The following is a 20,444-nucleotide window of genomic DNA, read 5'->3' on the forward strand; positions in this document are numbered from 1 at the left end:
CATGTTCGAACCGACGTTGGCTATTGTTGTGCCGTGTTACAACGAAGAAGAGGTGCTGCCGGAGACGATCCGCCGCTTACGGGAGTTGCGCGAACAATTGATTGAAGAGCAGCTCATTTCATCCAACAGCGCGCTTTTGTTCGTCGATGACGGCAGCTGTGATGACACATGGAAGATCATATACAAAGCGAGTTTGCGCCACCCGGAAGTGAAAGGGCTGAAACTGGCGCATAACGCCGGGCATCAAAACGCGCTGCTTGCTGGGCTGTTCGCCGCGAAAAGGCATGCCGATTGCCTCATTTCGATCGACGCCGATTTGCAAGATGATGTAGCGGCGATTCGGGAATTTGTGCAAAAGTTTCGCGAAGGCTATGACATCGTCTACGGCGTGCGCCGGCGGCGCGATGCCGATACATGGTTCAAGCGCCATACGGCGCAAGGGTTTTATCGGTTGATGAAGGCGTTTGGCGTCGATATCGTTTACAATCACGCCGACTATCGCCTTATGAGCCGGCGCGCTGTGGACGCGCTTGAACAGTTCGGGGAAGTGAACTTGTTTTTGCGCGGCATCGTTCCACTTTTGGGCTTTCGGTCGGCGACGGTTTATTATGACCGAAAAGAGCGGCCGGCCGGGAAAACGAAATATCCGCTGAAAAAAATGATCGCCTTTGCGCTTGACGGCGTGACGTCGTTCAGCGTCACCCCGATCCGTTTCATTTCGCTCGTTGGGTTTCTCTCGTTTGTCGTCAGCTTGATGTTTGGCGCCTATTTTCTTTTTCTCAAATGGGTCGGGCATACGGAAACGGGTTGGACGTCGCTCATTACGTCCATCTGGCTGTTAGGGGGCTTGCAGCTGATGGCGCTCGGGCTGATTGGTGAATATATTGGAAAAATTTACAAAGAAACGAAACGGAGGCCGCGTTATATCATCGATTTGGATTTGTGGAATTGGCCGCTGCCGCAGCGGCTGTCGCCGGCGGCGCCGCCCGAAGAGGGAGGCGCGGCCGAATGGCCGCGTTCGTAATGGAACAAAAAGGGAGGTGCGCTTTGGCGGCCGCCTTTTTTCTTTGTCTTGCAATTCAAAAAAAGAAAGAGTAGACTGATGGATGGGGAGAATGGATCATTCCATTGGCCGAAAATACGGCGAAAGTCAGTGTATGGCCGGCGAAAAGGCTTGGAAAGGGGAGAAACCGGAAATGGCCAATTGGCATGAATGGGCGGAACTGCTCGAGCGGGTAAGAGAGGAGAATCCGCTCGTCCATAATATCACGAATGTCGTTGTGACGAATTTTACGGCAAATGGGCTGCTTGCGCTTGGCGCTTCGCCGGTGATGGCGTATGCGAAAGAGGAAGTGGGCGAGATGGCGAAGCTCGCTGGAGCGCTTGTCCTCAATATTGGGACGTTGAATGACAAAGAGGTGGAAGCGATGCTTGTCGCCGGCCAGGCGGCCAATGAAGCCGGCGTGCCGGTCATTTTCGACCCGGTCGGGGCCGGGGCCACGCGCTACCGGACGGAGACGGCGCGCCGCATCGCGGAACAAGTCAAGCTCGCCGTGATCCGTGGCAATGCGGCGGAGATCGCCAATATGATCGGTGAGGCGTGGGCGATTAAAGGAGTTGACGCCGGCGGAGGAAGCGGCGATCGAGTGGCGTTGGCCAAACGGGCGGCGGAGCAGCTCGGCGCCGTTGTCGCGATTACTGGAAAAGAGGACGTCGTTGCGGACGGACAGACGACGTATCTGATTCAGAACGGCCATCCGTTGTTGACAAAAGTGACCGGAGCGGGCTGCTTGCTGACATCAGTTGTCGGAGCGTTTGCGGCCGTGGAGCGCGATGCGGCGGCAGCGGCGGTGGCCGCTCTTGTGTATTACGGCGTCGCAGCGGAGCAGGCGGCGGCCAAAGCCGGGGAGCGCGGACCGGGCAGCTTCCAGACGGCGTTTTTGGACGCGTTGGCGTATACAAGCGTCGATGATGTCAAACGGTATGGCCGGGTGGAACAACGGTAAAAGGGGAGGAGAAACACGATGGTGTACAAAGCGTTGACGATTGCCGGGTCGGACAGCGGCGGCGGCGCCGGCATCCAAGCCGATCTCAAAACGTTCCAGGAGCTCGGCGTCTTTGGCATGTCAGCGATCACGGCGGTGACGGCGCAAAACACACTTGGCGTGCAAGGCGTCTTTCCGCTGTCGGCGGAAGCAGTCGCCGCCCAGATCGAATCGGTGGCCGCCGATTTAGGCGCGGATGCGGTGAAAACCGGCATGCTCTTTAGTGCCGAGATCATTCGTACGGTTGCTGAACAAGTGAAAAAACAGAAATGGGAGCGGCTGGTCGTCGACCCGGTGATGATCGCCAAAGGCGGCGCTCCGCTGTTGCAAGAAGAGGCGGTGGCCGCGCTGAAAGAAGAGCTGCTGCCGATGGCGCTTGTCATTACACCGAACATTCCAGAAGCGGAAGCGTTGACGGGCGTTGTCATCCGCACGATGGATGACCGCCGTGAAGCCGCGCGCCTCCTCCACCGGATGGGCGCCCGCTATGTCGTCGTGAAAGGCGGCCATGACGATGATGGCGAAGAAACCGTCGACTTGCTGTATAACGGCAGCGAATTTTCCTATTTTAAAAGCAAGCGAATTGACACGCGCCATACGCACGGAACCGGCTGTACGTTTGCCGCGGCGATCGCCGCTGAGCTGGCGAAAGGGCGGCATCCTGTCGACGCTGTCGCGACGGCGAAGGCGTTTGTGCAATCGGCGATTGCCCATCCGCTCGGCATCGGCCAAGGCCATGGGCCGACGAACCATTGGGCGTACCGCCAATACGGAGAGTGAGAACGATGGCGCGCATCGCGAGCGGTGAAATGAAGGAGCGGCTGGCTGTTTACTTCATTATGGGAAGCCAAAACAGCGAACGTCCGGCCGCCGATGTGCTGAAAGAAGCGCTTGACGGCGGTGTGACGTTGTTTCAATTCCGCGAAAAAGGGCCGGGCGCTTTAAAAGGGGCGGACAAAGAGGAGCTCGCCCGGCAGCTGCAGCACCTTTGCCGCGCTTATGGGGTACCGTTTATCGTCAACGATGACGTCGAGCTGGCTCTCGCCATTGATGCCGACGGCGTCCACGTCGGTCAAGACGATGAGGACGCGCGGCGCGTGCGGGAAAAAATCGGCGATAAAATTTTGGGCGTCTCAGCGCACAACGTCGAAGAAGCGATGGCGGCCGTTGAGGCGGGCGCCGATTACCTCGGCGTCGGCCCGATTTACCCGACCAGTTCGAAAGAGGATGCAAAGGAAGCGCAAGGACCGGATGTTCTCCGCCGCTTGCGCGAAGCCGGCATCACCATTCCAATCGTCGCCATTGGCGGCATTACGGCTGCGAACGCCAAAACCGTTGTGGAAGCCGGGGCGGATGGGGTATCCGTCATCAGCGCCATCGCTTCGGCTCCGTCGCCAAAGGCGGCGGCCGCCGCCTTAGCGGAAGCGGTGCGGGCAGCTCGCACGCGCTGAATGAAAAAGTCGGTTTCCACTTGTAGGCAAAGCGCCATAAATGAAAAAAGGTGTCCCGTTGATAGTTCGGGACACCTTCTTTTTTGACGGCTAGGTCGTTGTCTGCCGCCAGTTCGGCCATCGCCATTCCAACAGCGGCCGCACGAGCCGGACGACCGGCTTGCTTCCAAGGATGAGCATCATGGCAACCGACAGTGCAAGCAGAAGCGGATAGCCGTGCACATCCATAATAAAGTCTGGGAATGGCGTCTCGTGCAAATATTTTAAAATAAACCCGTGCAAGATATAGATGTAAAACGTGCGCGCCCCGAGCACGGAAAAGGAGAAGCGACGGCTCGGGATGAGCGACAGAAAGCCAAACATCATGAGCAGGCTCGCCCCATAAATGGCGAGGCGGCTCGCAATGCCGGCTGGTTCCGAGACGCCGAGCGTATCGTACGATTTCGAGCCGTACAGCCAATCTTGCGGCAAATCCGGAAACCCGAAATGGATGACGAAAAACATGCTAACAAGCACAAATAGCGAAACGAGGCGCACTGGGGCGGCAAACAAGCGCTCGATCGCCGACTTTTGAAAGAAAAATCCAAGCAAAAAGAACGGGAAAAACGTGAGCGTCCGCGACAAGCTCAGCCATTTTTCCGCTTCCATCATGCCGCTGGTCAAGCCGAGAAGAAGCGCCATCGGCAATGCGATCCGCTTTGGCAGCCGGCCGAACCATAACAGCAGCACGTTCCAGCTAAACAGGCTGAGCAAAAACCATAAACTCCAATGCGGGGTCAATAAGTCAAGTTCCAGCGACTGTTTGTCATACAGGAAGAAATAGTAGATCGAATACAGCAGCTGGAACAGAACGTACGGGATGAGCAATTTTTTCGTGATTTTTTGCAAGTAGCCGTGCTCATGGAATTTTTTGGCGAAATAGCCGGAAATGAAAATGAACGCTGGCATGTGGAAAAAGAAAATCCACGTATACAAGCTGTGCACCCATAAGACGCCGTCAATGTACGGGCGTAGAAAGTGGCCAAACACGACGAGGAGCATGAGCGCGCATTTCGCGTTGTCAAAATAATAGTCCCGCTCCTTCATAGTGTTTCCTCCTTTCTATACACACCAATTCGAATCATACTCCTTCTTTTTGAGGGAGTCAACGCAGGAAACGAAGCGATGGGATGGCCGCTGTCATCAGTTTGCCAAAGAAAGGGGATGATTCGGTGAAAAACGATCGGCGCGAAATGGACGATATGACGCAGTTGCTTGAAATCATCAACGCCAAAGGAGACGAAGGAGAGCTTCATGAGATCGTCTGCAGCGACGAGTTGTTTTGGAAAAGCTTGCGGGCGCAGGCGGAGGACAGTGCGAAAGGAGGGGAGTAGATGGAACTGTTGCGGGCGAAGCGAATGGCTGAAGCTGGGGAGATCGTTCCGGTGATGTATAAAGGGAAACAAGTGGTGATTCAGCACGTCGATGATGAGCGCGAAATGGCTCGCGTTTATTTCACCGATGAGCCGGAACACGAACAAGACGTACCGGTGCGACTGCTTGAGGAACAATGAGAGATGGGCAAATTGTCGCCGTTTTGTCAAGGGAAAGACGATGACACCGTCCGTTCTTCTATGGTATAATGATTCAAGAAACGACGCTTGAACATGGGAGTGACAAACATGAACATCGGCTTTGGAGAAATTGCGCTCATCGTCTTTTTCGCTTTGCTCATTTTCGGACCGAAAAAGCTGCCGGAGTTAGGACAAGCGGCCGGGAAAACGTTGCGCGAATTTAAGAATGCGACAAAAGGCATCATCGACGATGACGAGACGACAAAAGCGCAAAAATAAGAGGTTGGGCATAGAGGCCTGGCCTCTTATTTTTGTATTTCGTCCGTGACTAGCCATTTCCTCCGCGATGCGGCAAAAAAGAGACAAGCTCTGTCAAGGGGCGCCATATACATATATATGGAGGTATGTTGGCTCGTTGGGATAAGCCGTGGCGGAGGGGTTTCGTGATGATCAAAAAAATGGCGGCGGTGATTGTCGGCAGTCTGCTTCTTGGCGTTGGCATCAACGTCTTTTTCGTCCCTCACCATTTGCTTGATGGGGGGATGATCGGGCTCGGGCTGATCGCCAAATACGTGTGGCACGTTCAGGCTGGGTTGACGATGATCGTCTTAAGCGTTCCGCTTTATGCAGCCGCATGGTTTTACTACCGCCCGTTTTTTTACAACAGCTTGCACGGACTTTTATTTTCCTCATGGATGATTGACGTATTGTCCGTTTTGCGCGGCGTGGTGGTGTTGGATTCGCTTCCAAGCGCGGTCATCGGCGGGGTGCTGGTCGGCGCGGGCATCGGCTTGATGCTGCGCGAGGAGACGAGCACGGGCGGGACCGACCTGCTCGCCCAGTTTATCGCTAGATGGACGAACTGGAACGTCGGGATCATCATTTTTGTCATTGACGCCTGCATTATTTCAGCTGGGAGCATGATCATCGACTCAGTGCCGTTTGTCCACTCGCTTGTCGTTGTCACGGTCGTCGGGGCGGTGACGACGATGTTGACGCGCGAAAAAACGATGGGGGTATAGCTCGAATCCCCATCGTTTTTCGTTTCAGCAGATAGGCGCTCCTCTATGGGAATGCGGCACCGAAGGCGCCGTTTCCGGCTGTTTGCTGATTGATGCTGTGGGGGAGTTTTAACATCGTTCGCACAGGAGATGAGAATTTTGTCCGTTTGACCTTTCCCAGCGACGAGTTCCCCAATCATTGGCGGAAGGAGCATCGGTTATCGCTTAGCCAGCTCGAGCGCGCGGTAGACGTTAATCAGCCCATAGCCGTAATACGGATCTTTTCCTCTCTCGCCTAAGTCATCAGCGCTTTCGAGAATAATGTCGCGCACTTCATCGTTCGAAAGCCGCGGGTTGACGGAGCGGATCAAAGCGGCGAGTGCGGTGACGTGCGGCGCGGCCATCGACGTGCCGGAAAGGGCGGCGTACCGGTGGCCGGCAAACGTGCTGGCAATGTTCGTTCCAGGCGCGACGACATCCACATAGTCGCCGTAGTTGGAATAAAGTGCATAGGAAAGATCCGGATTGACAGCGCCAACACTGATCACTTCTGGATACGCGGCCGGAAAGCTCGGCTGTGATGTGCTGTCGTTGCCGGAAGCGGCGACAAGCACGACATCATGGGCGTCGGCGTAGCGGATCGCCTCTTCAAGCACCGAGGACGGTTGGTAGTTGCCAAGGCTTAAATTGATGACCTTTGCCCCGTGGTCGACCGCCCAGCGGATGCCTTTCGCCACGTCGATGCTCGTTCCATAGCCGTCCGCATTTAATGCTTTGACGGCCATGATCGGGTTGAACCATGTTATGCCGGCGACTCCTTCGTCGTTGTTCGGCTGTGAGGCGATAATGCCAGCGACATGGGTGCCATGGCCATTTTCGTCATTCGGAGAGCGGTCGTCGGCCAATACGTTGTATCCGGGACCAAGGCGGCGGATTAAATCGGGATGGGTCAAATCGACCCCGCTGTCAATGATGGCGACAGGCACGGTTTGTTTGCCGCGCGACAACGTCCAGCCGTCTTCAGTATGAATGGCCGGCAAGTTCCACTGGTAGCGGGCGTAAAACGAATCGTTCGGGATCAGCGCCGGCTTGTTCCACTCATTTTGCATGTAAATGTAGTGCGGTTCGCAATAATCAACCATCGGAAGGGATCGGAAATAGCGGCGCATCTCTTCGTACGTTTGCCCGCGCGAACGGAATACAAACACGTGGTCGACCTGCTTGATGAGCTGGCCGGCGATGGCTGCCTCCATTTGTTGAAGACGGCTTTCCGATGGCAATGCCCGAAAGCGGACGACGATCTCATTGGCGAAATAATGGCTTCGGTCACCGCGGCGATTATGGAGGATTTCCCGAATGCGCGGGTGCTTGTTCAACTGCTGTTTCAGCTGTTCGCCTGCGCTTAAGCTGTCTAAGGCGACAACGGTTGGATGGGTGGGTGCGACCTCGGCGTCAAACGGCTTCAGCCGTGGTGGAGCCGGGGCGTTTTCTTCTAGAGCCGGTCGCCCCAAGGCGGCTGCGGCAACGAGTAGAGCAACAACCGCGCTGGTCGCGGCCCATATTCGGTATCGGCGTTTCACGCTGTTCACCTCCTTGTTGTTAGGATGGGCGAATGGAGGGCAAATCATGAAAAATGGGATTCCACTTGCAGCGGGCGAATCCCATTTGTGCGTTCAGCGGCCGGCTGATTGCAACACTTGCTGCGCCGTTTGCATATCGACGCGCAGCTGCTCTTGGACGTTGGTCGGATGATAGTATCCTTTGTTGATTATGTATTGGCTAATTTGCTCGTGAAACGCAATCGCGTCATTTAACTTCCCTCCGAAAGAAGTCTCCTACTTCTAAACGTGAAGGTGCGCCAGCACCAGTGAAAGTGGGAGATGAATGTCGGTTGGCGTTAGCCAACGAATAGGATAGAATATGGCTAGAACGGACACCTTCGGAACGAAGGGAAGCGTAAAGGGTTCTTGTGTGTGGCTTACCGTTCGGCGAACACGCACAAGTCGCTTGAAGCCCCCACCTCCAAGCGAAGCGTAGGTGGTGGGTAGTTCACATGTTGCTTCAGCGTATTGCGCACTTCCGGGGTTGTTGCTTCGGCAATGGCCATTGCGCACGCTTTGATCGCACTTTTCGCCCCAATGAGATAGTCGGCGGCGATCATTTGATCATTGAATACGCCGGTCGGCGTCATCGTTGCCTGCATCGTTGTCCCTCCTCCGTTCGTTACGATAATAAGTTTTGCAAGTCGCGGATGTGCTGCTCTGTTTTTTGCATGTCTTGTTGAATGAGCGATTTCAGCTGCGGGTCGCTCGCCATTTGCTGCATGGCGGCACTTTTGGCGAGGCACGTGTTTTTGAACATGAGCAGTTCGTGCAGCTCGAGCGTTTCATGTGTTCCTGTCGCTTTCATCTCTTTCACCACCTTCCGTGACATAGTATGTGCTCGGCCGTCTCACGTATAGATAGGGAATTTTGGAAAAGATGGGCGATGATGTTCGGGCAGCTGGACCGCCCAACAAGAAGTGCTGCCTGCGCGCTCAAGTTTTGTCCAGAGCGGTGCGGACCAAACCGCCTGTCGTTCGCCTACGGCAATTCACCGGTCGACTATAAGGTGCCGAGCCTCATCGGCCTGGCGTGGAGCACTTCGTATTTGCACGATGGTGGCGTGGCGGTTGGGCCGAAGGTGAGTTCGGGCTTTCGAGCACGTTCAAAAAGGCATCGCCCTTGATGCGCGCAACAGTCTGTGGGCGCTCATTGACCGGACGTAGCGCGAGCGCGTCATGGCCACGAATGCCGCGCCGATCCTGCTTTAAAGGCGGTGCATGTGACAGGAGAGGGGCATCGATATTGGATCGACCGGCAAGCCGGGTTTACGAAGGAAGAGCAAAAGGCCGTCTTAGACTATTTGTTGTCGCACACGTCGTGCTGATCGCTTTTGGGGATGTTTTCCTTGCAATGACGTTCCTCGGATTGTCCACACTAACGGACAAGGAGGGACAATCGATGAACGAAACGTGTTTCTATTGCCAATGCGAGTGCGACGACAACGTGCATTACGTCTCGTTCCATGCGAACGATGAAGAACGCGAGGAAGCGCTTTGTCCGGAATGTTACCAAGAATGGCTGCAGGGCATGAAAGGCTAAAAAAACCGCACCGGTTCGGTTACGGTGCGGTTTTTTCTGCGAGCGGAGGGGTGGTGACGACATCGGACAAGTCGCTCTCTTCGTCATAAGAACGATACACGGCTGCTTTGGTCCGCGGAGCGTGAAGCGACAACGATAAAATGCGCTCGTTCCCGTTGTGGGCGACTTTTGTTTCCATCCTCAGCGCCGCATCCGCCAGTGTCAGCGAGTAAAAGCGGTACGTCAAACCGAGCCAAGTGCGCTCGGACCGGACGGTGTCCGGATGATGGCGGATCAGCTCCGCCAGCTCGGCAAACGAATGGTTTTCCCGCTGAAGCCATTCGCGAATGGCGGCTGCCGTCTGTTCCAGCAAATGTTTCCATGACGGTGTCATCGACATCATCCTTTTTTACATCCAGCATGCCCATTTTCGCCCTTTGTTATGCGGGCAGGCGGATGGAAAACGTCGTCATGTCTTCATCGGATGAACAGCGGATATCTCCGCCATGGTCTTCAATCACTTTTTTGCAAATGTACAACCCGATGCCGGTTCCGAGTTTTTTCGTCGTAAAAAACGGCTCGAAAATCGTTTCCACAATGTCGGCCGGAATGGACGGACCGTTGTTGGCGATTTCGATGATGGTGCTTCCGTCTTGGCAACGGGCGGCGATGTTGATCCGCCGCGGTTTTTCCCTCTCTTTCAACGCTTCGATCGAGTTGAGCAAAATATTTACCAGCACCTGGCGCAGCTGATCTTTATAGGCAAATATATGTATGGATTCATCGATCGCCACCGAAAGGTCGACATCGCTGTCGACGATCGTGGCGTATAAAAACTCGATAATTTCCTCCAACAGCTGGCAAAGCGAAAACGTTTCCTTTTCGCTTTCAACAATTTCTTTGCGTGAGGCATGCAAAAATTGCGAAATGCGAAATTTCAGCTGCTGCAACTCATGGTCGATAATATCCAAATATGGCAAATGAGGATGTTCAAATTTTAATAATTGGATAAACCCAATAATGGCCGTAAGCGGATTGCGAAACTCATGGACAAAACTCGATGACATTTGTCCGAGCAGCGTCAGCCGGTCTTGATGCGACCGGGCAATGAGCGCATTTTTCTCATGCAGCTCCTTTTCTTTTAACTCATTGTATTTGGTGACCGCATGAAACAAAAACTGGTCAAACAACTCGTTCATATGGTCAATGAGCGGGGCGAGCTCATCGACGGACAGCGGTGCGGCCAACGCATGGTTGATGATCAGGCGCCGTCCCAAGTTTACGTTGTAAACAAGGGCGCCGATGCCGGCGTTCATCTCCGCCCGTTCTTTGGCGATTTTGTTCGCCAGCCGTTCAACCATCTCGCCGGGCCGCGACTGCAGCAGCGCCTCTTTGACCAAGGTGAACACCGCCAAGCCGTTTTGTTCGACACAGTCGATATATTTGTCATCGTCGGCAATTTTCATTTGCTGCCGCCAATAGGCGAGGAAGTCCGGCAAATGGGTTTCCAAATGGGTGACAAGCTGCTGTGCGGCAGATGCCAACAAAGCCACCTCGCTTTCTGTCGTTTATTTTTATTATAATTGGGAACATCGAACTAGAACAGAGGGAAAATGGCTGCATATCCGAGAAAACTAGTTTCCTTCCGCGAAAAAGGCGGGTGGTTTGAACAAAAACGGAAAAATCATTTATAATGAATGGGACGAACAAATATTTTGCAAAAGGTTGGGGACGATCGTGAAATTGTATGACTCGATTTTAGATTTGATCGGTGGCACGCCGATCGTGAAGCTCAACCGTCTCCCGGATCGGGAGGGAGCGGACGTATATATAAAACTCGAATCGTTCAACCCAGGCGGCAGCGTCAAAGATCGGCCCGCTTGGGAAATGATCCGCCGGGCGGAGGCGGAAGGGAAAATTACACCGGGAAAAAGCACGATCATCGAACCGACGTCCGGCAACACCGGCATCGGCCTGGCCATGGTGTGCGCCGCCAGGGGGTATCGCTGCATCATTACGATGCCCGACAATGCGACGGTCGAACGGGTGAAAATTTTAAAGGCGTACGGAGCCAAAGTCTATTTGACGCCGGCGGAGAAGCGGATGCAAGGGGCGATCGATGAGGCAAACCGGCTTGCTAGCGAAATCCCTGACAGCTTCATTCCGATGCAGTTTGAAAATTCGGCCAATCCGGATGCGCATCGCCATACAACGGCGGTGGAAATTTACGAGGCGTTTGATGGGCGGCTCGATGCGTTCGTGCTCACCGCCGGCACCGGCGGGACGGTGACGGGAACAGGGGAGGAACTGAAAAAGCGCATCCCAAATTTGCGCATTTACGTCGTTGAACCGTACGGTTCGCCGGTGTTGTCGGGCGGGAAGCCGGGGCCGCACAAAATTCCCGGCACGGGTCCGGGGTTTATCCCGAAAATTTTAAACCGCTCGATTTACGATGACATTTTTTTGATCAAAGATGAGGATGCCCAGCAAATGGCGCGCCAACTGGCGGCCAAGGAAGGCATTTTGGTCGGCGCCTCAGCGGCGGCGAGCGCTTATTACGCCATCAAAGTGGCAAAACAGCTCCCGAAAGGCGCCCGCGTCCTTTGCATGGCGCCCGATTCCGGCGAGCGGTATTTGTCATCCGATTTATTCGCCGATTAAGCGGACGTCGATCGACGAAAAAAGCGAGGATTTCTTGCCTTTCATTGGGAAGTGAAGCATTCCTCTCTGCAAAACAAAGAGGAATGCTTTTGTTTGATCGTTTGCCGGTGTGGAGAACAAAAAAACCGACCGGTCGTTCTTGATGAAGGATAACAATCGGCTTTCTTTCTGGTTCCTTGGCGCATGCGTTGAGCGCCTCAGCGGGGAGTGCGGTGAATCGTTGCTGTTCTTTTGGCAGATCGAACGAGCGCAGCGCTGCGTCATGGTCGGAATGATAAAAACAGTGACGGATTTCATGAACCATTTCGAATTCCTCCATTTTTGATAAATCAGACAATATGATACCAATAACCCTTTTTGTTTTTTCATATTTTTCCTCTTGTTGGCACGGTCTCATCGCTGTGTGTTGACTATAGATTGACGATGGACGGCTGAAGGCTTTCGCTATGTGCATGAGGGAGAGCACAGAGAATGGTTGATTCGGTGAAAGTCGTTGTGAAAGGAAGAGAGAAGGTGTTCGCTTGGCCTCGAAAAGACAAGAGAAGTGGAACAACATGGCGCGCATCGCGTTGACGCTGGTGATTGGGGCGCTCGGCGGCTTTATTTTCGCCTTGTTCCGCATTCCACTCCATTGGATGCTCGGCCCAGCCGCCGCGTTGCTTTTGGTCGGCCGTTTTTGGAAGGGAGCGTTGTATTGGCCGGTCGGCATTCGCAACGCTGCGCTTATTCCGATCGGCTATACGCTAGGGGCATCGATGACGGCAGGAACGCTTGTGGAGATGGGCCGGCAATTGCCGGTGATGTTGCTGGCGACGGTGTTGATTTTGCTGTTTAGCTTCCTTGTTTCTTGCCTTGTCGCGAGATGGACAAAGATTCCGCTCCGTTCAGTCGTCACCGGCAGCATCCCCGGCGGATTGTCGCAAATGCTTGTGTTGGGCGAAGAGCTCGACGGTGTCGATGCCACGATTGTCACGTTTTTTCAAGTCATGCGCCTGATGGGCGTTGTATTTCTCGTTCCCCTCATCGCCTTAAGCCCGTTCTTTTCCGGCGGCGCTGAGGCAGGGACGGGCGCAGAAAGCGGACAAGAGGCGCATTGGAGCGTTGGTCTTGTTTGGCTGTATGTGATCGTCACAGTCGCCGGCGCGATCATCGGAAGACGCATCAAACTGCCGACTGCCTATTTGCTCGGCCCGATCATCGGAACAGCGGCTCTGGTCATGGCCGGGGCGCCGGCGCCGCCTTTGCCTGCTCCTTTGTTGGATATCGCGCAAATCGCGATGGGGGCTTACCTAGGCGTCATGCTGAAACCGGCCCGCATCGCGGAAAAAGGAAGAGCGGTGCTGGCCGCGATGGCCACCGGCCTTGCGCTCATTTTGTTTTCCATGGCTTCCGCATTTGTCTTAACGGTTTTGCATGGCGTGCCGTATTTGACAGCGTTCATCGCTTTGGCGCCGGGGGGTATGGATCAAATGGGGATTTTGGCGCGGGAAGCGCATGCCGATCTTGCTGTTGTGACAAGTTATCAAATGTTCCGCATTTTTTTCATTTTGCTTGTCGTTCCGCCGGTGCTGAAAAAATGGTTTGCCGCCCGCTGGTTTCGATCGATTGAACGATGGGTCATGCCGTCTGCGTCAATCCAAAAGAAAGGGCTGTGACAAGAAACAAATATATGCTAAACTAGAAAGAAAAAGGAGGGGGTTGCCATGAACCATTCGACCGTTTATCGTCCGCACAGCCCGGTGGCGAAGTTGGCGGTTTCCTTTTTAGCGGCGCTGGCTGTTGCGACCGCAGGGCTGTATGCCGGGCAATGGGTGCCGGCCGGGATGTACTTGCCGCTCTATGGCTTGGAACTCATTTTGCTTTTGGTGATGATCTTCGCCCGCAGCAAAAAAGCGGTCGGCTATCCGCTCATGTTTGCGTTTATGTTTGTCTCGGGGGCGACGCTCTATCCGCTCATCGGCTATTACTTGTCCGTCATCGGCGCAGCGGCGGTGTTCAAAGCGTTTGCGCTGGCCGTCGTCTCGTTTTCCGGCGTTGCCATTTACGCGGCGAGAACGAAAGAAGATTTTTCGTTCCTCGGCGGGTTTTTGATGCTTGGCGCGTTTGCGCTTCTTGGCTTGCTGATCATCCAATGGTTCATTCCATTTTCCAGCGTCGGGCAAATGGGCATCGCTGCTTTAGGGATTTTGATTTTCCTTGGCTTTACGATTTACGACATCAACCGTTTGGCCCGCTACGGCTTTACGGAAGCGGATATCCCGATGATTGTCGTCAATATTTACCTTGATTTCATCAATTTGTTTGTCTACATTTTGCGTTTTTTCGCCAGCGATGAGGATTGAGTGCCAAAAAGGGCTGCCAAAAGGAGCAGCCCTTTTTCTATGACGATGGCACAGATCAAAGCGGCAAGTCGAAATGGTGCGGCTGTTTTTTTACGGCATTAAAGGTGAAACGCGGTGAGGCAGGAATCGGCAAATGGTGGGGCGAATAAAAGAAAGAAATGGAGAAGAAAGGGGCCTCATGATGAAGTTTGCCGTCAATGTTTCGACGATTTTCACGGAAGCGCCGTTTCTTGCCCGGTTTGCCAAGGCGAAGCAGCACGGGTTTTCGCACGTTGAGTGCCAGTTTCCGTACGCTGCGGCGCCTGAGGCGGTTGCCGCTGAACTGGAGGAATACGGGCTGTCGCTCGTTACGATCAACTTGCCGGCCGGCGATTGGGAAAAGGGGGAGCGCGGACTGGCGATTCTTCCCGGCCGTCATGACGATTTCCGCCGTGCGCTTGAGGAAGGGGTGCGCTATGCGCTCGCGCTTGGCGCGCCGCGTCTTCATTGCATGGCTGGAGTGTTGCCAAGGGACTTGCCGCGCGAGCGGGCGAAGGAGACGTATATGCGCCGCATTGACGAAGCGGCTGCAACGCTTGCTGTTCATGGTTTGACGCTGACGATTGAACCGATCAATCCGTTCGATATGCCGGGCTACTTTTTAACGGATATTGATGAAGCCGTGGCCATCATTCGCGCTCTTGGCAGGGCAAATGTGAAAGTGCAATACGACATCTACCATATGGCGCGGCTTGGGCGCGATGTGACAGCGACGTTTGCGGCCTATGAACCATTGATTGACCATGTGCAATTTGCCGATGCCCCCGGGCGGCATGAGCCGGGGACGGGAGCGCTTCCGTATCGCGAGATTTTCGCATTTTTGCAAGAGCAAGGCTACAATGGAGCGATTGGACTTGAGTACATTCCATCAGGGAAAAGCAGCGAAAGTTTTGCCTGGTATGAGGAATACCGTGGAATGAAAGGGGGAGGCGGACGATGATGCGCGTCGGCTTTATCGGATTGGGCGTGATGGGATCGCGCATGGCGAAGCGGCTGCTTGAAGCGGGATTCAATGTTACGGTGTACAACCGCACGACAGAAAAAGCGGTTCCGCTTGTCAACCTTGGCGCCCGACAGGCGGCGACAGTGGCAGAGCTGGCTGGTGAGGCGGATATCATTTGCACGTGCTTATCGATGCCGGATGATGTCATCGAGGTGTATACAGGTGAAGGCGGCGTCCTTAGCGCGGCCCGTCCGGGGACGATTTGCCTTGATTTTACAACCGTCGGTCCGAAAACAAGTCGGTTTGTCGCTCGGCGCGCCGATGAGCACGGCGTCGCCTATTTGGACGCACCGGTAAGCGGCGGGCCGGAAGGGGCGGAGCAAGGGGCGCTGACGATCATGGTCGGCGGGGCGAAAGAAGCATGGGAGCAGGTGCGCCCGTTGCTTCGGGTGTTAGGAAAAACGGTTGAATATTTAGGAGAAAGCGGCGCCGGCAGCGCGGCAAAAGTGATCAACCAGTACTTAGTCGCTGTCCATTCCGTCGCCGCGGCGGAAGCGATGGTCGCTGGCGTCGCTTATGGGCTTCATGCCGGGAAGCTGTATCGGCTGTTAAAAGAAAGCTACGGAGACAGCCGGATGCTGCGCCGCCATATGGAGCAGTTCGTGCTGCCGCGTCAATTCACTCCTGGCGGGGCGGTGAAGTATGTGCACAAGGACGTGCGCCTGGCGAACGAGTTGATGGACGAGATCGGCCTTGGCCACCGTCTTGGCATGCAGGCGGAAAAAGCGTTTGCCGCAGCGATCGCCGCAGGCCTTGCCGACTTGGATATGGCCGCGGTCATTCAGCCGCTCGAGCAGCAGGTCGGGGTGGTGGTAAAAGAGACAGAATGGACAAAATGATCGTCAAATTCAAAAAATTCGTTGAAAAAATGGAGGAGCGATGGTTTAATAGAAGTAGCAGGGAGGGTTGGCTCCAAAGGTTGTTTTGCGCTAAATCACTTGTATATATGACGGTGATCAGAAAAGGTGTCCTGATTCTTTTGGGACACCCTCCGCCTGATAAAGAAAACGGTTCGAGCGGTTCGCTTTTTTTTACAGATAAAAAGAAACGATGTTTCTTATTACGAAACGAAGGAGGGCGCTCATGCTTTCATTGACATGGATTGAGGAGCTGCAGGCGTTTTTGCATCCAGAACAGATCAAACGGAATGAATCGTTCCATCCCCTCGGCAATGATGGGGCGGTGGCCGTCTATCCGCGAGCAGAGGAAGAAATCGCTGCGGTGCTCCGCTATGCCGACCGCCATGGCAAAAAAGTCGTCATCGCTGGACGCGGCACAAAACGGGGATTTGGCGGGCAGCGGGAACAGGCGGACATCTTGTTGTCGCTTGAACAGTATACCGGCATCGTCGAACATGCGGCCGCTGATATGACGGTCACCGTCAAGGCAGGAACGAAATTTGGCGATTTGCAGCGCGAGCTCGCCCCGTATCGGCAAAAGGTCGCCTTGGATCCGTTTTGGCCGGAGGAAGCGACGATCGGAGGGGTGATTGCGGCGAATGACAGCGGCCCGAAGCGGCTCGGCTACGGATCGGCGCGCGATTCGGTGATCGGGCTGCGCGTCGTCTATCCGAACGGGACCGTCATTCGTTCCGGAGGCAAAGTGGTGAAAAACGTCGCCGGCTACGATATGAACAAGCTGTTCATTGGGGCGATGGGGACGCTCGGGGTGCTGAGCGAGATTACGCTCAAGCTTCGACCGCTCGCGAAATATGAAAGCGTTGTGTTGCTGTCGTTCCCAAGCGGCGATCTTCATGACATTCGCTCGTTTGCCGTTTCGTTCCTTGATACAATGATGGAGCCGATTTGTTTTGAACTGCTCAATCCGGCGCTTTCCGAGCGGCTGACGGGACGGCCGGTTTATACGCTTGTGATCGGGTTTGAAGATGTGGAAAACGCCGTCCATTACCAAGAGCATTGGGTTGAACGACTGCGGCCGAAAGCGGTGGAAATGTCCATTTTAGCCGGCGAAGAGACAGCGGCGTTTTGGCGGACGTTTTACACGATTGCACCGAACGGGCGTCTGGAGCAGGCGGAAAACAGTGTTGAAGCGGCAGTGAAAATCGGGGTTGTCAACTTGGATGTGCTTTCGGTCTTGCGTGAAAGCGTTTTAATCGCTGACCGTTGCCATGTCCGCATCGAGGCGCACGGCGGATTGGGCCACGGGCTTTGTCAGGCGTATGTACATGGGAGTGAAGAAGGAGTGTTGGCGGCAATAGAGGAGCTGCGTCAGGCAGCGGTTCGCCTGGGCGGCTACGCGATTGTGAAACATTTGCCGCTTTCGCTGCGCCAGCGCGTCGACGTCTGGGGCGGAAAGCCGTCGTACTTTTTCCTGCTCGAAGGCATTAAGCGAAAAATCGATCCGAACAAAACGGTCAACGATCAACGCTTTATTGGGGGGATTTAATGATGAGCACGATGACCAATGAACGGGCGGACAGCCCGGCGTGTGCGACCGCGAGTCTTGGCAACTATCGTTTTCACGATTTGCCGGACCCGAGCAAGTGGGCTGATTGCGTTCATTGCGGCATGTGTTTAGAATCATGCCCGACGTACGAACAGACGGGTGAAGAACAGCACTCTCCGCGCGGCCGCGTTCATTTGATGAAGTCGGTCGGCGAAGGGAAGCTTGAGTTGACGCCTGATTTGCTCGATCCGATTTTTACGTGCTTGGATTGCCGTGCATGCACGACGGCTTGCCCGGCCGATGTCGATGTCGGTGGGCTCATTGAACAAGTGCGCGGCCAGCTCCGCCAGGCGGTTCCGCTCACCGGTTGGAAGGCGCTTGTCAGCGACGTTTTCTTAAAAGGCATTTTTCCGCATCCGTCGCGCCTCGATTGGCTCGGCCGCCTGCTGAAATGGTACCAAAAAAGCGGCTTGCAGACGGTGGCGCGCAAAACCGGACTGCTGCGTGTCATGCCCGATCACTTGGCTGAGATGGAGGCGATTTTGCCAGCGGTCGGTACGCCGGTTCGGAGAAAGTATAAACATCAGCCGCTCATTAAGGCGAAGGGGGAAACAAAGCGAACCGTCGCGATTTTGACCGGATGCGTCATGGATGTTATGTTTAGTGATATTAACGAAGCGACGATCCGTGTGTTGACCCATAACGGCAACGATGTCGTCATCGTCCCGAACCAGACGTGCTGCGGGGCGCTTCACGTTCACGCCGGCGACCGCGAAACCGGCCGGAAGCTCGCCAAGCAAAATATTGAGGCGTTTCAACATGTCGACCATGTCATCGTTAACGCCGCCGGCTGCGGCTGCATGTTGAAAGAATATCCGGAACTGTTCCGCCATGACCCGGAATGGCATGAAAAGGCGGAGCAATTTGCCGCCAAAGTTGAGGATGTGTCCAAATTTTTGCATGACACGGGCTTCAAACCACCGAAAGCGGAATTGAACGTGCGCCTCACCTACCATGATGCGTGCCATTTGGCCCATGGCCAGGGCATCCGCCAAGAGCCGCGCGCTTTGATTGAAAGCATTCCGGGGGTGGAAATGGTCGCCATGCCAAACGCCGATCGTTGCTGCGGCAGCGCCGGCATTTACAACCTCACCCATCCGGAGATGGCACAAGCGGTGCTTGAGAGCAAAATGCAACACGTGCCGCAAGAGGTGGAGCTGATCTCGATGGGCAATCCAGGTTGCATGCTGCAAATGGCGCTTGGCGTCATGAAACATGGACGAAACCAAAAAATCGTCCATACGGTGCAGCTGCTCGATTGGGCGTACCAAAAAGAAGAAGGGAAGGACGTGCGCATATGAGAAAACGGCCGATTGCAACGAACGACCCGCACATCCAAGCGCTCGCCCGCATCGTTGGGGAACAGGCGATTTTATACCGGAAAGAAGATTTAATGGCGTATGACTGCGACGGCTTCACCGTCCACCGCCATTTGCCAAGGGCGGTTGTATTTCCAAACAGCACGGAGCAAGTGGCGGCGGTCGTCAAATACTGCCATGAGCATGATCTTCCGTTTCTCGCCCGCGGCGCCGGCACGGGGTTAAGCGGCGGGGCGATTCCGCTAAACGGCGAAGTCGTCATCAGCCTAACGCGGATGAAGCGGCTGTTGCACGTCGATCTCGAAAACCGGCGCGCCGTCGTCGAGCCGGGGTTTGTCAACTTGAAGTTGACGAACTCGGTCGCCCACCGCGGCTATTACTATGCGCCCGACCCGTCAAGCCAATATTGCTGCACGATCGGCGGCAACGTCGCTGAAAACGCTGGCGGCGCCCACTGCTTAAAATACGGAGTGACGACGAACCATATTTTAGGGCTTGAAGTCGTCTTGCCGAACGGCGAAGTGATTGAAATCGGCGGAAACGGCGTTCCCGATCCGCCAGGCTACGATTTGCTCGGGCTGCTGACCGGGTCGGAAGGGACGCTTGGCATCGTGACAAAAATCACCGTCCGTTTGTTGAAAAATCCCGAGGCCAAACAGACGGTGCTCGCCTATTTTGACGAAGTGGAAGATGCGAGCCAGACCGTTTCCGACATCATTTCCGCTGGAATCGTGCCGGCGGCGCTCGAGATGATGGACCAAACGGCCATCGAGGCGGTCGAAGCGGCCGCGTTTCCGGTGGGGCATCCGAAAGACATCGCCGCGCTGTTGCTCATTGAAGTGGATGGCATTTCCGCCGGGATCGACGAACAAATCAACGATATTTTAACGATTTGCCGCCGCCATCATGTGCGCGAAGTGAAAGTCGCCCAGTCAGAGGAAGAACGGGCCCGCTGGTGGGCGAACCGGAAAACCGGCTTTGGCGCCATGGGGGCGATTTCGCCTGACTATTTAGTGCAAGATGGCGTCATTCCGCGCAGCCGTCTGCCGGAAGTGCTGCGGGAAATCGCCGATATCAGCCGCAAGTATGGACTGAGAATCGCAAACATTTTCCACGCCGGCGACGGCAATTTGCACCCGCTTGTGCTGTTTGATGCGAGCAAGCCTGGGGAGACGGAGCGGGCGCTTGCCGCCGGAAGCGAATGCCTCAAGGCGTGCGCGGCGGTCGGCGGATCAATTACAGGGGAACATGGCGTTGGCATTGAGAAAAAAGAAGAGATGCGCTTCATTTTCACTGATGAGGAAATTTTGGCGCAAACGGCAATCCGCGACGTGTTTAACCCGAAAAACTTGCTCAACGCCGGCAAGCTGTTCCCGACGCCGGGGCGTTGTGTAGAGACAAAGATGCCGTCGACAGTGAAATGAAAATTTTTTGAAAACGAT

General features: G+C 54.9%; 24 protein-coding genes. 17 read left to right on the forward strand and 7 right to left on the reverse strand.

Annotated features, from left to right (window positions below; genetic code table 11):
* Position 1 precedes the first annotated feature (1 nt).
* From QWV57_RS07500 to thiE, 4 genes are all read left to right on the forward strand, one after another.
* Positions 2-1,024 carry a glycosyltransferase family 2 protein gene (locus QWV57_RS07500; protein ID WP_015374695.1) on the forward strand — a complete coding sequence of 341 codons (1,023 nt, stop codon included), beginning with the start codon at positions 2-4 and terminating at the stop codon, positions 1,022-1,024.
* A 172-nt stretch (positions 1,025-1,196) separates the two neighbouring features.
* Complete coding sequence (gene thiM / locus QWV57_RS07505) at positions 1,197-2,006, forward strand: hydroxyethylthiazole kinase (protein WP_013145495.1); 810 nt, start codon at positions 1,197-1,199, stop codon at positions 2,004-2,006.
* An 18-nt stretch (positions 2,007-2,024) separates the two neighbouring features.
* Positions 2,025-2,825: a bifunctional hydroxymethylpyrimidine kinase/phosphomethylpyrimidine kinase gene (gene thiD / locus QWV57_RS07510; RefSeq protein ID WP_053413475.1), complete on the forward strand. Its 801-nt coding sequence runs from the start codon at positions 2,025-2,027 to the stop codon at positions 2,823-2,825.
* A gap of 5 nt (positions 2,826-2,830) precedes the next feature.
* Positions 2,831-3,496: a thiamine phosphate synthase gene (gene thiE, locus QWV57_RS07515; RefSeq protein ID WP_013145493.1), complete on the forward strand. Its 666-nt coding sequence runs from the start codon at positions 2,831-2,833 to the stop codon at positions 3,494-3,496.
* A gap of 90 nt (positions 3,497-3,586) precedes the next feature.
* On the opposite strand, the gene QWV57_RS07520 is transcribed toward thiE, so the two are convergent.
* Positions 3,587-4,582 carry an acyltransferase family protein gene (locus tag QWV57_RS07520; protein WP_015374699.1) on the reverse strand — a complete coding sequence of 332 codons (996 nt, stop codon included), beginning with the start codon at positions 4,580-4,582 and terminating at the stop codon, positions 3,587-3,589.
* 125 nt (positions 4,583-4,707) lie between these two features.
* On the opposite strand from QWV57_RS07520, the gene QWV57_RS07525 reads away from it, so the two are divergent.
* The 4 genes from QWV57_RS07525 (at position 4,708) to QWV57_RS07540 (ending at position 6,071) form a co-directional block, all read left to right on the forward strand.
* Positions 4,708-4,869 (forward strand): hypothetical protein, encoded by a 162-nt coding sequence (locus QWV57_RS07525; protein WP_223813664.1) that lies wholly within the window; start codon positions 4,708-4,710, stop codon positions 4,867-4,869.
* Entirely contained in the window at positions 4,870-5,049 is a 180-nt protein-coding gene (locus tag QWV57_RS07530) for an H-type small acid-soluble spore protein (RefSeq protein ID WP_011231010.1), read from the forward strand.
* Between the two features lie 108 nt (positions 5,050-5,157).
* A complete protein-coding gene (locus tag QWV57_RS07535) occupies positions 5,158-5,328 on the forward strand; it encodes a twin-arginine translocase TatA/TatE family subunit (RefSeq protein ID WP_011231011.1) in 171 nt (56 codons plus the stop codon).
* A 167-nt stretch (positions 5,329-5,495) separates the two neighbouring features.
* On the forward strand, positions 5,496-6,071 hold the full coding sequence (locus QWV57_RS07540; protein WP_015374701.1) for a YitT family protein: 576 nt from the start codon (positions 5,496-5,498) through the stop codon (positions 6,069-6,071).
* Positions 6,072-6,268: 197 nt separating this feature from the next.
* On the opposite strand, the gene QWV57_RS07545 is transcribed toward QWV57_RS07540, so the two are convergent.
* The 3 genes from QWV57_RS07545 to QWV57_RS07555 form a co-directional block, all read right to left on the reverse strand.
* A complete protein-coding gene (locus tag QWV57_RS07545) occupies positions 6,269-7,630 on the reverse strand; it encodes a S8 family peptidase (RefSeq protein ID WP_129447033.1) in 1,362 nt (453 codons plus the stop codon).
* Positions 7,631-8,028: 398 nt separating this feature from the next.
* The gene (locus QWV57_RS07550; RefSeq protein WP_015374703.1) at positions 8,029-8,253 is read right to left on the reverse strand and encodes a spore coat protein; all 225 of its coding nucleotides are present in this window, start codon (positions 8,251-8,253) and stop codon (positions 8,029-8,031) included.
* Between the two features lie 20 nt (positions 8,254-8,273).
* Positions 8,274-8,459 (reverse strand): hypothetical protein, encoded by a 186-nt coding sequence (locus QWV57_RS07555; protein WP_015374704.1) that lies wholly within the window; start codon positions 8,457-8,459, stop codon positions 8,274-8,276.
* Between the two features lie 593 nt (positions 8,460-9,052).
* Between QWV57_RS07555 and QWV57_RS07560 the strand changes: the two genes are divergently transcribed.
* Positions 9,053-9,193 (forward strand): hypothetical protein, encoded by a 141-nt coding sequence (locus QWV57_RS07560; protein ID WP_015374705.1) that lies wholly within the window; start codon positions 9,053-9,055, stop codon positions 9,191-9,193.
* A 19-nt stretch (positions 9,194-9,212) separates the two neighbouring features.
* Here the strand turns inward: QWV57_RS07560 and QWV57_RS07565 are convergent, their stop codons facing one another.
* Both QWV57_RS07565 and QWV57_RS07570 read right to left on the reverse strand, forming a co-directional pair.
* Positions 9,213-9,566: a hypothetical protein gene (locus tag QWV57_RS07565; protein ID WP_033006776.1), complete on the reverse strand. Its 354-nt coding sequence runs from the start codon at positions 9,564-9,566 to the stop codon at positions 9,213-9,215.
* A gap of 46 nt (positions 9,567-9,612) precedes the next feature.
* The gene (locus QWV57_RS07570; protein ID WP_033006779.1) at positions 9,613-10,716 is read right to left on the reverse strand and encodes a histidine kinase N-terminal domain-containing protein; all 1,104 of its coding nucleotides are present in this window, start codon (positions 10,714-10,716) and stop codon (positions 9,613-9,615) included.
* A 193-nt stretch (positions 10,717-10,909) separates the two neighbouring features.
* Here QWV57_RS07570 and cysK point away from each other — a divergent pair, with 193 nt between their 5' ends.
* Complete coding sequence (gene cysK / locus QWV57_RS07575; RefSeq protein ID WP_301101667.1) at positions 10,910-11,833, forward strand: cysteine synthase A; 924 nt, start codon at positions 10,910-10,912, stop codon at positions 11,831-11,833.
* Here cysK and QWV57_RS07580 read toward each other — a convergent pair.
* Entirely contained in the window at positions 11,819-12,202 is a 384-nt protein-coding gene (locus QWV57_RS07580) for a hypothetical protein (protein WP_015374709.1), read from the reverse strand. The two genes, cysK and QWV57_RS07580, sit on opposite strands and share 15 nt — an antisense overlap.
* 152 nt (positions 12,203-12,354) lie before the next feature.
* Here QWV57_RS07580 and QWV57_RS07585 point away from each other — a divergent pair, with 152 nt between their 5' ends.
* The 7 genes from QWV57_RS07585 to QWV57_RS07615 all read left to right on the forward strand — a co-directional run bounded on the left by QWV57_RS07585 (position 12,355) and on the right by QWV57_RS07615 (position 20,426).
* On the forward strand, positions 12,355-13,488 hold the full coding sequence (locus tag QWV57_RS07585; RefSeq protein WP_020755709.1) for an AbrB family transcriptional regulator: 1,134 nt from the start codon (positions 12,355-12,357) through the stop codon (positions 13,486-13,488).
* A gap of 48 nt (positions 13,489-13,536) precedes the next feature.
* Positions 13,537-14,175: a Bax inhibitor-1/YccA family protein gene (locus tag QWV57_RS07590; RefSeq protein ID WP_020755708.1), complete on the forward strand. Its 639-nt coding sequence runs from the start codon at positions 13,537-13,539 to the stop codon at positions 14,173-14,175.
* Positions 14,176-14,356: 181 nt separating this feature from the next.
* Entirely contained in the window at positions 14,357-15,154 is a 798-nt protein-coding gene (hyi, locus tag QWV57_RS07595; protein WP_083509287.1) for a hydroxypyruvate isomerase, read from the forward strand.
* The gene (locus QWV57_RS07600; RefSeq protein WP_060788279.1) at positions 15,151-16,056 is read left to right on the forward strand and encodes an NAD(P)-dependent oxidoreductase; all 906 of its coding nucleotides are present in this window, start codon (positions 15,151-15,153) and stop codon (positions 16,054-16,056) included. The genes hyi and QWV57_RS07600 overlap by 4 nt, the downstream gene beginning before the upstream one ends.
* Positions 16,057-16,300: 244 nt before the next feature.
* Positions 16,301-17,623, forward strand: a complete 1,323-nt coding sequence (locus QWV57_RS07605) for an FAD-binding oxidoreductase (RefSeq protein ID WP_129447030.1) — start codon at positions 16,301-16,303, stop codon at positions 17,621-17,623.
* Positions 17,623-18,984 (forward strand): (Fe-S)-binding protein, encoded by a 1,362-nt coding sequence (locus QWV57_RS07610; RefSeq protein WP_014195676.1) that lies wholly within the window; start codon positions 17,623-17,625, stop codon positions 18,982-18,984. The genes QWV57_RS07605 and QWV57_RS07610 overlap by 1 nt, the downstream gene beginning before the upstream one ends.
* The gene (locus tag QWV57_RS07615; protein WP_014195677.1) at positions 18,981-20,426 is read left to right on the forward strand and encodes an FAD-linked oxidase C-terminal domain-containing protein; all 1,446 of its coding nucleotides are present in this window, start codon (positions 18,981-18,983) and stop codon (positions 20,424-20,426) included. Before QWV57_RS07610 ends, QWV57_RS07615 begins: the two co-directional genes overlap by 4 nt.
* Positions 20,427-20,444: the final 18 nt, after the last annotated feature.

The organism is Geobacillus zalihae (genome assembly GCF_030414215.1).
Lineage (GTDB): Bacteria > Bacillota > Bacilli > Bacillales > Anoxybacillaceae > Geobacillus > Geobacillus zalihae.

Bases quoted from the DNA above. Each gene is read 5' to 3' on its own strand.
- QWV57_RS07500 (WP_015374695.1), top strand. From the start codon at position 2: ATGTTCGAACCGACGTTGGCTATTGTTGTGCCGTGTTACAACGAAGAA.
- thiM (WP_013145495.1), top strand. From the start codon at position 1,197: ATGGCCAATTGGCATGAATGGGCGGAACTGCTCGAGCGGGTAAGAGAG.
- thiD (WP_053413475.1), top strand. From the start codon at position 2,025: ATGGTGTACAAAGCGTTGACGATTGCCGGGTCGGACAGCGGCGGCGGC.
- thiE (WP_013145493.1), top strand. From the start codon at position 2,831: ATGGCGCGCATCGCGAGCGGTGAAATGAAGGAGCGGCTGGCTGTTTAC.
- QWV57_RS07520 (WP_015374699.1), bottom strand. From the start codon at position 4,582: ATGAAGGAGCGGGACTATTATTTTGACAACGCGAAATGCGCGCTCATG.
- QWV57_RS07530 (WP_011231010.1), top strand. From the start codon at position 4,870: ATGGAACTGTTGCGGGCGAAGCGAATGGCTGAAGCTGGGGAGATCGTT.
- QWV57_RS07535 (WP_011231011.1), top strand. From the start codon at position 5,158: ATGAACATCGGCTTTGGAGAAATTGCGCTCATCGTCTTTTTCGCTTTG.
- QWV57_RS07540 (WP_015374701.1), top strand. From the start codon at position 5,496: ATGATCAAAAAAATGGCGGCGGTGATTGTCGGCAGTCTGCTTCTTGGC.
- QWV57_RS07550 (WP_015374703.1), bottom strand. From the start codon at position 8,253: ATGCAGGCAACGATGACGCCGACCGGCGTATTCAATGATCAAATGATC.
- QWV57_RS07555 (WP_015374704.1), bottom strand. From the start codon at position 8,459: ATGAAAGCGACAGGAACACATGAAACGCTCGAGCTGCACGAACTGCTC.
- QWV57_RS07560 (WP_015374705.1), top strand. From the start codon at position 9,053: ATGAACGAAACGTGTTTCTATTGCCAATGCGAGTGCGACGACAACGTG.
- QWV57_RS07565 (WP_033006776.1), bottom strand. From the start codon at position 9,566: ATGACACCGTCATGGAAACATTTGCTGGAACAGACGGCAGCCGCCATT.
- QWV57_RS07580 (WP_015374709.1), bottom strand. From the start codon at position 12,202: ATGAAAAAACAAAAAGGGTTATTGGTATCATATTGTCTGATTTATCAA.
- QWV57_RS07590 (WP_020755708.1), top strand. From the start codon at position 13,537: ATGAACCATTCGACCGTTTATCGTCCGCACAGCCCGGTGGCGAAGTTG.
- hyi (WP_083509287.1), top strand. From the start codon at position 14,357: ATGAAGTTTGCCGTCAATGTTTCGACGATTTTCACGGAAGCGCCGTTT.
- QWV57_RS07600 (WP_060788279.1), top strand. From the start codon at position 15,151: ATGATGCGCGTCGGCTTTATCGGATTGGGCGTGATGGGATCGCGCATG.
- QWV57_RS07605 (WP_129447030.1), top strand. From the start codon at position 16,301: ATGCTTTCATTGACATGGATTGAGGAGCTGCAGGCGTTTTTGCATCCA.
- QWV57_RS07610 (WP_014195676.1), top strand. From the start codon at position 17,623: ATGATGAGCACGATGACCAATGAACGGGCGGACAGCCCGGCGTGTGCG.
- QWV57_RS07615 (WP_014195677.1), top strand. From the start codon at position 18,981: ATGAGAAAACGGCCGATTGCAACGAACGACCCGCACATCCAAGCGCTC.